Origin of the sequence: Sphingobacterium sp. 1.A.4 (assembly GCF_002734245.1) — a bacterium.
Classification (GTDB): Bacteria; Bacteroidota; Bacteroidia; order Sphingobacteriales; family Sphingobacteriaceae; genus Sphingobacterium; species Sphingobacterium tenebrionis.
This window is the reverse complement of the sequence record NZ_PEAZ01000107.1, coordinates 101,199-111,767: the sequence shown is the minus strand read 5'-3', so window position 1 is coordinate 111,767 and position 10,569 is coordinate 101,199. Positions and strand designations below refer to the sequence as shown.

Sequence of the window (10,569 nt, the reverse complement as noted above, 5' to 3'; positions counted from 1 at the left end):
CTCATCCCGTCCTGGACCGCCCTGATCACTGAACGCTTCAGCTCGGTGGTATACCGCTTTGGCCCAATGGGCTGTCGCCCGAACTTCTTCATCCAGCGGATAAGGCTCAGTTCGGACACGCCGTACTGTTCCATCAGGTCCCGGCGAGGGACCCCAAGTTCGATCTGATCCAGCATGTGGAGGATCAGACGCTTGTCGAATGGCTGCTTCTTACTGGTCCGCTCCGCGAACTCAAACTCTCTTTCTATTGTTTCCATACACTTTGTTTTTGTGTATAGCTTTTTTAGGATTGGACAAACGGTCACCCTACAGGATGACCGTTGTATTTTTCTAAAGTTCTTTTCGAAGTCTGGCCACTGGAATATTCATGGCCTCCCGATATTTGGCAACGGTTCTTCTCGCTATGGAATAGCCTTTTTCCTTGAGGATTTCCGTCAATTTCTCGTCCGCTAATGGTTTTCGTTTGTCCTCATTGGCAATACATTCCTCCAAGATCTTTTTCACTTCCTTGTTGGATACCTCTTCTCCAGATTCTGTTTGGATGGCTTCGGAGAAGAAGGATTTTAATAAAAAGGTTCCAAATTCGGTCTGCACATATTTGGAGTTCGCTACACGGGAAACGGTTGAAATATCCATTTCGATCTTATCGGCAATATCCTTTAAGATCATCGGTTTCAGCATCCGATCATCACCCGTAAGGAAATATTCGTACTGGTATTCCATGATGGCATTCATGGTTTTCAGTAAGGTTTGTTGACGTTGTTTTATGGCATCGATGAACCATTTCGCAGAGTCCAGTTTCTGTTTCACAAATTGAACGGCCTCCTTCATTTTCTTGTCGTTCTTCTCCGCCTTCTCATAGTGTTCAAACATATCTTGGTAAGAACGGGAAACACGTAACTCTGGCGCATTTCTGCTGTTCAAGGTCAAATGTAAGACCCCATCGTTATTGCTGATGTGAAAATCAGGGATAATGTGCAGTTGCTTCCCAGCTGCTGCTCCAGAATCACCTGGTTTAGGATTTAGCTTCAATATTTCATTGACGATCTCTTTAAGCTCCTCGGAATTTACACCCAATTGCCTTTCGATCTTATCGTAATGTTTCTTGGTGAATTCATCCAAGTAGTCTTCCACCACCTGCATGGCTTTGCGGATAATGGCATTCTCCTGGTCTTTTTTTCGCAACTGGATCGCTAAACATTCCTGCAGGTTTCTTGCCCCAATGCCTGGAGGGTCGAATTCCTGGATGATCTTGAGCATATCTTCCACTTCTTTTTCTTCGACGATCACGTTTTGGGAAAACGCTAAATCGTCGATCAGGGAAGGGATGGGTCTACGTAGGTAGCCATCATCGTCCAAAGATCCGATGATCTGTTGACCAATTAAAAAGTCTTTATCGTTAAGTGCCAAGAGATCCAATTGGCTCTGTAGGTTTTCAAAGAAAGACGTTTGGATGGCGACAGGGATTTCCTTGCGGTTCTCATCATCATCGTTGTCATACCCACCACCGTAATCGCGGTAATCATCTTCTTGTATATATTCGTCTACGCTGAATTCTTCTTCATAGTTGCTTTCTTCCATGTTGTAGTCATCATCCGGGTCTTTGTCCGGATATTCTTCAACAGGATCGTTCATGTTAGCTAAGCTACCATCTTCAAGGGCAGGGTTTTCTTCAAGCTCCTCTTTGATCCTTGCATCCAAAGATACCGTAGGTACCTGGAGCAATTTGATGAACTGGATTTGCTGAGGTGATAATTTCTGAAGTAATTTCTGTTGTAAGGTTTGTTTTAACATGTCCCCGATTAATATTCATGGTAAAAATAGGTATTTAAATTGAATGAAATAGGAGTATTGAAATAATTACCGTATTTAGGTATAGTTTTTGTGGAGATATTGAACTGATTCCCAACAACCCTTCATGCAAAAATTGGTTTTGTTAAATTTCGTTAATTTTTCAAACATGTAAAGTTTTTGAGATTTTTGCTGTAGATATTTCCAAAGTTTTATTCATATTTACCCTATGTTTAAACGGGTCAGAAACAGATTTCTGCGTATTACGCTGATTCTTATATATTTCGTTATTTTATTTACTTGTGCGGTTCAGATTAACTTTTTAGGATTATTTGGTTCTTCACCCACCAAGAAAGAAATCCTATTACCTAGCCTAAATGTATCTTCTGAACTGTTTACGGCAGATTCTGTATTGATCGGCCGATATTATAAGCAAGACCGCGACCCCGTTCCCTACGATAGTATTTCCAAAAATGTAATCAATGCTTTAATCGCTACCGAGGATGTTCGATTCTTCAAACATCAAGGGGTGGATTTTATTGGTTTATTTGCTGGGGTGGTTTCCACCTTGAAAGGCGATGACCGAGGGGCAAGTACCATCACCCAACAATTGGCAAAAAACCTCTACAGAACCCGCTATAAGGATTCTCAAGGATTGCTAGGGAAAATTCCTGGAGTGGGTATCGTTGTTACAAAATATAAAGAGTGGATGACCGCTTTCAAACTGGAAAGCAAATACAGTAAGGAAGAAATTCTGACCATGTATTTGAATACGGTGTCCTTCAGCAATAATGCTTATGGGATCAAATCGGCATCTGTACGGTATTTCGATAAAATGCCGAGCGCTTTAACGGTCAATGAGGCGGCCGTATTGGTAGGGATGTTGAAAGGGACAACCCTCTATAATCCGATCCGTAATCCGAAAAATGCTTTGCAACGTAGAAATACCGTTTTAGGGCAGATGCAGAAGGAAGGCTACATCAGTGCAGAAGAGAATAAGAAATTCGCTGCAGATTCCTTGGGGCTGGATCTGAACAACCAGGAGCAACGAAACTCCAACGATTCCTATTTGCGTACTGCGGTAGAGAAATGGTTGGAAAAATGGGCAGAGGAAAATGAAATTGATATCTATACCAGTGGTTTAAAGATCTATACGACCATCGATTCCAGGATGCAGAAGATAGCAGAAGATGCGGTGAATTCCAAAATGAATGAATTACAGCGGAGATTGGATAATGTATGGCGCAATCAAGATCCTTGGCGCGATAAGGAGGGGAATGTCATTCCAAACTTCTTGGAAGACCAAGCCAAAAAACTGCCTGTTTTTACCTATCACATGGAAAAGTACAAGGATGAGGCCAAGGTGTTCGAGGAGCTGAACGTGAAAAAAGAGATGGAAGTTTTCACTTGGGATGGGATGGAAAAAGTGAATTATTCCAGCATGGATTCCTTAAGACATTACATCAGTATGTTGAATACGGGTGTTATGGCGATGAATCCTTATAATGGCGAGATCAAAGTTTGGGTAGGAGGTATCAACCACGATTTCTACAAGTTTGATCATGTCAACCAAGCGAAGAGACAGCCAGGGTCTACCTTTAAGCCATTTGCCTATGCGGCAGCGTTGGATGCTGGAAAAGCGCCATGTGATAAATATGAGGACAAACCAGTTAAGATAGAATTTGTTAACAATAAAGGGGAGCATGAAATTTGGGAGCCAAAGAACGCCGATTGGACCTTTTCTCATAGGCAATTGTCGCTAAGACATGCCATGGCTCGTTCATTGAACAGCGTAACGGCACAGATCACGGAAGAAGTGGGTTGGGATAAAGTAGTCGAGATGGCCCATAAAGTAGGGATCGAGAGCAAATTGGAATCTGTTCCTTCGGTAGGATTGGGGTCTAATGAAGTGACCGTTTTCGAAATGGTGCGTGCTTATGGGACATTTATGAACCAAGGGAAAAAAACAGAACCGATTTTGGTTTCGCGAATTGAGGATAAGGATGGGAAGGTGATCGCGGAATTCAAGACTGAGCAGAAGCAGGTGATGAGTCCGGAGAATGCCTGGTTGATGACCTATATGCTTAGGGGAACGATGGAAGAGTCAGGAGGTACCTCACAAGCTCTTTGGGAGTGGGATCTTTTCGATGATGAAAACCAAATCGGGGGTAAGACCGGTACTTCATCCGATTACGTGGATGGATGGTATATGGGTGTTACAAAAGACTTGATCACAGGAGTTTGGGTAGGTTGTGATGAACAAAGTATACATTTCAACAGTTCCGTGAATGGGGAAGGATCGAAGACAGCATTACCGATCTACGCGGTGTTTATGGAAGAGCTTTATAAGCATCCCGAGTTGGGCGTTACTTTGGGGAAATTCCCGGAGCCAACGGTGGAAATTTCCAAATCGTATAACTGTCCTGGTCCGCGGATACGTGTGGAAAGCCGTGGTTCCGGATCGGATTCCACAGCAAATGAGGAATCATCAGAAATCCCTACGTTAACCCTGCCTGAGGTAATAAGGGAAGAAGAGACTGAAAACAATTAAAAATAAGTCGTTCGGATTTTTTATTTTTAAGTACTAATTATTGGTTATGAGATTAAAAGATACTTATCTATGGAAGTTTTTGGGGCTGCAGGCTATACTGGTAATTTTAATGGCCATAGTACCCCAGCAAGGAAATGCCCAGTATTTTGGGCAGAATAAAATGAGGTATAAGAAGTTGGATTTCAAAGTTTTTGATACGCCTCACTTCAATATCTACTATTACCTGCAGAACGATTCCATGATGAATTGGCTGGCAAAAGAATCCGAAGTATGGTACGAATTGCACCAACAGGTCTTCCAAGATACCTTTTCCAGAAAAAATCCTATAATTCTTTATAACAACCATCCTGAATTCCAACAGACCACTGCTATTTCTGGTGAAATCTCTGTGGGTACGGGGGGTGTGACAGAAGCTTTTAAACAGCGGGTTGTGATGCCGGTGATGCAGATCAACCAACAGACAAGACATGTATTGGGCCACGAGATGGTGCATGCTTTCCAATACCGGGTATTGATGGAAGGAAATGATTCCACCCGTTTGGAAAGTGTGGCCAATATCCCCTTATGGATGGTAGAAGGTATGGCGGAGTATTTTTCGATCGGAAAGAAGGATGCTTTTACATCCATGTGGATGCGTGATGCCTATGCAAGAAATGATATCCCTAGTTTAGGGCAGATGACGGAAAATATGAACAAATATTTTCCATATCGTTATGGCCAAGCTTTTTGGTCCTATGTAGGTTCTACCTATGGGGATACGGTGATTATGCCTTTGTTCATCGAGACGGCAAAATATGGTTATGAACATGCCATTCGTCGTGTTTTTGGCTACGATGCCCAAACGATGTCTACCTTATGGCGGAGCACCATGGAAAATACCTTCCGTGGATTGGGCAAGGATACCACTTCTAGGCCAATCGGACAATTATTGTTATCCAAAAAGAATGCTGGACGGATGAATGTGGCGCCGGCCATTTCGCCTGATGGAAAATATGTGGCCTTCCTATCCGAATTGGATCTCTTCGGGATCGACTTGTTTCTTGCGGATGCGCAGACGGGAAAGATCATCCGAAAGCTCGGCTCACGGTCAACAAGTGCTGATATTGATGAATTTAGTTTTATAGAATCCGCAGGAACCTTTTCCCCGGATAGTAAGAAATTTGCTTTTTCGGTGTTCAGTGAAGGGAAGAACAAGCTGATGATTTTGGATGTGGAGACCGGGCGTACGGTCGATCTGACCGCCATGGGGGAGACTACTGAGTTCACTAATATTACCTGGGCGCCGCAGGGTGATCTGGTAGCTTTCTCCGGTCTGAAGAATGGTTATTCTGATATCTATACCTATAACCTCAGCACAAAAGAATTGGTTCAGTTGACCAATGATAAATATTCGGATTTTCAGCCAAGTTTTTCCAGAGATGGAAAATACATTGTCTTCAGTACAGATCGTGTAACCTTAGAATCTTCTTCACGTAGTGTGGATATCCCAATGAGTCTGGCACTGATCAATCTACAGACAAAGGCAGTTGAAAACCTTCCTGTATTTCCTGGGGCAAATAACCTGAACCCGCATTTTGCGGCCAACAGCAAGGACATCTATTTCTTATCCAACAGTGATGGTTTCCGGAATATGTTCCGTTATAATATCGAAACCCAGGCGGTGGATAGGATGACGGATTTCTTTACAGGTATTTCGGGTATTACCGAATATTCTCCGGCCATGAGTATTTCGGCAAATGATGAAATCGTTTATTCTTATTTCAAAGATAATTCCTATACGGTTTATCGGGCGAATGCATCCGAATTTGAACCTTTGCGCGTAGATGCTGGGACAGTTGATTTCGAAGCGGCCATGTTGCCTCCAAGTGCAAGCAGAGGCGTGAATGTAGTGAACACCAACCTTCGCAATTTTAATGCGTATGCCAGGATTTCAGACTCCCAGATCAAGGAGATTCCTTATCGTCCAAAATTCAAATTGGATTATCTGGCCAATAGTGGCGTAGGGATGTCCGTGGGATCACGCTATGGTGCGGGTATTGCTTCAGGTATTCAAGGGATGTTCTCGGATATCCTGGGTTATAACCAGATCTTCGCAGCAGCCAATATCAACGGAGAGATCTATGATTTTGGAGGGCAGGTTGCCTATATCAACCAAAGAAGCCGCTGGAATTGGGGTGGTTCTTTATCACATATTCCTTATCGTTTCGGTTTTTATGATTATGCATACCGTAATTTAGGGAATGGTGAAGAGCCCGTAATCGATCAATATTTGGTTCGTTCTTTCCAGACGCAGGCGGATGCTTTTATTGCCTATCCATTTAATCGTAACCATCGTTTCGAGATGGGTGGGGCAGCTTCCTATAACTCTTATCGTGTAGATCGTTTTACGCAGAGTTTATACAGTTATTATGGAACCAGGGAAAGGGTTCCAAACGATACAGCGGCCATGGCATTAGGGGTAAGGGATCTAGATCCTTTTACCTTGATGCAAGTGAACGCTGGATTTGTAGGCGATAAAGCGGATTTCGGAATTGCAGCACCGCTGCAGGGCTTTAGATACCGTTTAGGAGCAGAGCAATATTTCGGAACCTATAAATTCACGGCTGTGAACGTGGATTTAAGAAAATACCACCGTATCAAACCGATTACCCTGGCTGCCCGTGTGTATTCCTACATGCGTATAGGTGAAGGTGCGGATCGTTTGTACAATATCTACATTGGATATCCATATTTGATTCGTGGTTTTGAGGGGAATTCCTTCGGTGCGGACTCTAAAATTGGATTCAATGATCTGTCGGGCTCGAAAATGGTGGTAGGTAACTTTGAGGTTCGTCTGCCGTTTACCGGTCCTGAAAAGTTGGCGGTACTGCCTTCGGGATTCTTGTTCTCGGATCTGAACTTCTTTGTGGACGCAGGTTTGGCTTGGAGTGATGATTCGAAGATCGTATGGCAAAAAACAGATGCCGATAAGGTGACCAGACAAACTTCTGATGGAACATCCTATCAGGTATATCCAGAGAATTTAACGATGCCGGTATTTAGTGCGGGGGTTTCCCTTCGTGTTAATCTATTCGGCGCTATGATATTAGAGCCTTACTATGCCATCCAGCTGAATAATCCAACACGTTCTAAATTCGGAACCTTCGGATTAAACTTTGCACCGGGATGGTAGTCAAATTGATTGACCGATGAGTAGGTTAAGAGGTTAAGGTAAGGTTATTAAGGCCGTTGTTTACTGCTTATGCATAAACAGCGGCTTTTTTGTTGCGACACAAGTTTTGGGGGAGAGGCAGGCTCAACCAATTAGGGTTCTGTTTTCTAACCAGTCGTTCCCTTACGATGCGACCAAAGCTAAGTTCATTCAGTTTCTTTTCTGCATCAGCTTGGTTGCTGTACATCTCTAAAAATACCACTCTGTTCAACAAGGCGATTTGTTGGATGTCGGTTGTCATTCCTGCTTGAAGAAATTGTCTGTTCGCGTCGGTGCTGATGTAGATATAATAGGTATTCATGATGCTTTTAACTAAAATATTTGGTTAATTGAATATGTTTTGCTAATTTTATTGGCACAATAATACTAATAATATTAGTAATTCAAAAATTAATTGAAAATATTTTATGTCGAACATCTCATCGAATCTTAAGTTTTTACGTAAGAAAAAAGGCTTAACCCAACAGCAATTTGCTGATTTAATGGAAATTAAAAGGGCTTCTGTTGGAGCTTATGAGGAAGATCGTGCGGAACCAAAGTATGAATTGCTAAAAAAAATAGCGGAATATTATGAGTTGACGATGGATGAATTGGCGAATGAAGAGATCGATGAGAAATGGAAACCAACGCCTAAAAGTAATGCATCTAACCTTCGGGTATTATCTGTAACGGTGGATTCGGAAGATCGCGAAAATATTGAATTGGTTCCGGTAAAGGCGAGTGCTGGTTATTTGAATGGCTATGCGGATCCGGAATTTGTTAAGGAATTGCCAAAATTCTCGCTTCCGTTTATGAAGCAGGGTAGTTACCGTGCCTTTGAAATCAAAGGGGATTCTATGCTTCCTCTGCCTACGGGTTCTATCATCGTAGCGGAATACGTGGAGAATTGGCACGATATCAAATCGGGAAGTACCTATGTGATCGTTTCAGCCAATGATGGGGTAGTATACAAACGTATAGGACAAAAATATAAAGAGGATAAAGGGTTGAAATTGGTTTCCGACAACAAGACCTATGAACCTTATTGGGTGGATGCATCGGATATCCTTGAAGTATGGAAGGCGAAGGCCTTTATTAGTACCGAGTTTCCAGAGCCTAGCCCAGAGCCTACTTTGGAAGGTCTTTCGGCGATGATGGCACAGATGCAGAAAACCATCAATTCGGTTGTGGATAAAAACTAGTTCTTTATTTAGAAAAATTTTTCTTACCTTTGTTTCATCTGAAAGGAAGGGGGCATGGTATGCCCCCTTTTTTAATTCAATTATTAAAATATGCAGGTTGAAGATCGCGTAATCGAGTTAGTAGAAGAGAAAATCGCAGACAGAGATGATTTATTCATCGTTAGTGTAAAATTTCTGAAAAATGGCGTACTGGAGATTTTGTTGGATGGAGATCAAGGGATTTCCATTGACGATTGTGTGAAGGTAAGTCGCCATGTTGGTTTCCACTTGGAAGAAGAGAATGTGATCGAAACAGCCTATCGCTTGGAAGTGTCTTCCCCAGGAATCGATTCTCCACTGGAACTGCCTAGGCAATATCAGAAGAATGTGGGCAGAAATGTGAAGGTAAAACTAGCAGACGGAAACAAAAGAGAAGGTAAATTGGTTTCAGTTTCTGACTCGGCAATCGTAATTGAAGAAAAAGTAAAAGAAAAAGGAAAGAAAGCTGTCGATGTACAGACAGAACTTCCATTAGATCAAATAAAGGAAACTAAGGTGTTAATTTCATTCAAATAGAAATGAGTAGTAATATAAACTTGATTGACTCTTTTCAGGAGTTCAAAGATTTCAAGAACATCGACCGTCCTACAGTCATTACGGTATTAGAAGAAGTATTCCGTAGTATGATCCGTAAGCGTTTCGGTACAGACGAGAATGTCGATGTCATTGTGAACCCAGATAATGGTGACTTGGAGATTTGGCGTACGCGTGTGGTGATGGAAGATGGATTCTCTGAAGATGATGATTTGGAGATCGAATTGGCTGAGGCTCATCGCTACGATCCTGACCTAGAGGTTGGTGATGATTATATCGAGCAGATTACATTAGAAAGCTTTGGTCGTCGTGCGATCTTGGCAGCACGCCAAACATTGGTGTCCAAGATTTTAGAATTAGAGAAAGACGAAGTTTTCAAAAAATATAAAGATCGCGAAGGCGAATTGGTGATCGGTGAAGTGTACCAGATCTGGAAAAAGGAAATCCTTGTTCTTGATGAAGATGGTAACGAGTTGATCCTACCAAAAACAGAACAGATCCCTGCGGATTATTTCAAAAAAGGAGATAGCATCCGTGCGGTTGTTCACAAGGTGGATATGATGAACAATAATCCGAAGATTATTATCTCTCGTACAGCACCGGAGTTCTTACAACGTTTGTTCGAACTGGAAGTTCCAGAGATTTTCGATGGTTTGATTACGATCAAGAAAATTGTTCGTGAACCAGGAGAGCGTGCGAAAGTAGCAGTAGAATCTTACGATGACCGTATCGATCCAGTTGGAGCTTGTGTGGGTATGAAAGGTTCTCGTATCCATGGTATTGTTCGTGAATTGCGCAATGAGAACATTGACGTGATCAACTTCACGACCAACCACTCTCTATACATTACCCGTGCATTAAGCCCGGCAAGAATCACTTCCATCAAGATTGATGAAGATGGAAAAACGGCGGCAGTTTATTTGAAACCGGATCAGGTTTCTTTAGCGATCGGTCGTGGTGGTCACAATATTAAATTGGCTGGTAAATTAACTGGCTACGAAATCGATGTTTACCGTGAAACCGATGAAGAAGAGGAGGATGTGGATATCGAAGAATTCGCAGATGAAATTGAAAGCTGGATCATCGACGAGTTTAAACGCGTTGGTTTAGATACAGCAAAATCGGTATTAGCTCTTACAGAAGAAGAGTTGATTCGTAGGACCGACCTTGAAGAAGATACGATTCGTGAAATCGTACGTGTTCTTCAAGCGGAATTTGAATAGAAATATCGAAAATAATGGATTTAACAATTTTTAATAAAT

8 protein-coding genes are annotated in these 10,569 nt (G+C 42.2%); 5 read left to right on the top strand and 3 right to left on the bottom strand.

Annotated elements, in window-relative coordinates; all coding sequences use genetic code 11:
- Both CRJ00_RS17160 and rpoN read right to left on the bottom strand, forming a co-directional pair.
- The coding region (locus CRJ00_RS17160) for a hypothetical protein (protein ID WP_373560881.1) at window positions 1–257 on the bottom strand (257 nt) is incomplete at its 3' end.
- Between the two features lie 73 nt (window positions 258–330).
- The gene (gene rpoN, locus CRJ00_RS17155) at window positions 331–1,794 is read right to left on the bottom strand and encodes an RNA polymerase factor sigma-54 (protein WP_099367963.1); all 1,464 of its coding nucleotides are present in this window, start codon (window positions 1,792–1,794) and stop codon (window positions 331–333) included.
- 226 nt (window positions 1,795–2,020) lie between these two features.
- On the opposite strand from rpoN, the gene CRJ00_RS17150 reads away from it, so the two are divergent.
- Window positions 2,021–4,342 carry a transglycosylase domain-containing protein gene (locus tag CRJ00_RS17150; RefSeq protein ID WP_099367962.1) on the top strand — a complete coding sequence of 774 codons (2,322 nt, stop codon included), beginning with the start codon at window positions 2,021–2,023 and terminating at the stop codon, window positions 4,340–4,342.
- A 46-nt stretch (window positions 4,343–4,388) separates the two neighbouring features.
- Window positions 4,389–7,514 carry a DPP IV N-terminal domain-containing protein gene (locus CRJ00_RS17145; protein WP_257213833.1) on the top strand — a complete coding sequence of 1,042 codons (3,126 nt, stop codon included), beginning with the start codon at window positions 4,389–4,391 and terminating at the stop codon, window positions 7,512–7,514.
- Window positions 7,515–7,581: 67 nt separating this feature from the next.
- On the opposite strand, the gene CRJ00_RS17140 is transcribed toward CRJ00_RS17145, so the two are convergent.
- Window positions 7,582–7,854 (bottom strand): hypothetical protein, encoded by a 273-nt coding sequence (locus tag CRJ00_RS17140; RefSeq protein ID WP_099367961.1) that lies wholly within the window; start codon window positions 7,852–7,854, stop codon window positions 7,582–7,584.
- A 106-nt stretch (window positions 7,855–7,960) separates the two neighbouring features.
- On the opposite strand from CRJ00_RS17140, the gene CRJ00_RS17135 reads away from it, so the two are divergent.
- From CRJ00_RS17135 to nusA, 3 genes are all read left to right on the top strand, one after another.
- Window positions 7,961–8,734: an XRE family transcriptional regulator gene (locus CRJ00_RS17135; RefSeq protein ID WP_099367960.1), complete on the top strand. Its 774-nt coding sequence runs from the start codon at window positions 7,961–7,963 to the stop codon at window positions 8,732–8,734.
- Window positions 8,735–8,824: 90 nt separating this feature from the next.
- Window positions 8,825–9,289, top strand: coding sequence for a ribosome assembly cofactor RimP (rimP, locus tag CRJ00_RS17130; RefSeq protein ID WP_099367959.1), 465 nt, complete (start codon window positions 8,825–8,827; stop codon window positions 9,287–9,289).
- Window positions 9,290–9,291: 2 nt separating this feature from the next.
- Window positions 9,292–10,530, top strand: a complete 1,239-nt coding sequence (nusA, locus tag CRJ00_RS17125; RefSeq protein WP_099367958.1) for a transcription termination factor NusA — start codon at window positions 9,292–9,294, stop codon at window positions 10,528–10,530.
- The last annotated feature ends 39 nt before the right edge of the window (window positions 10,531–10,569 follow it).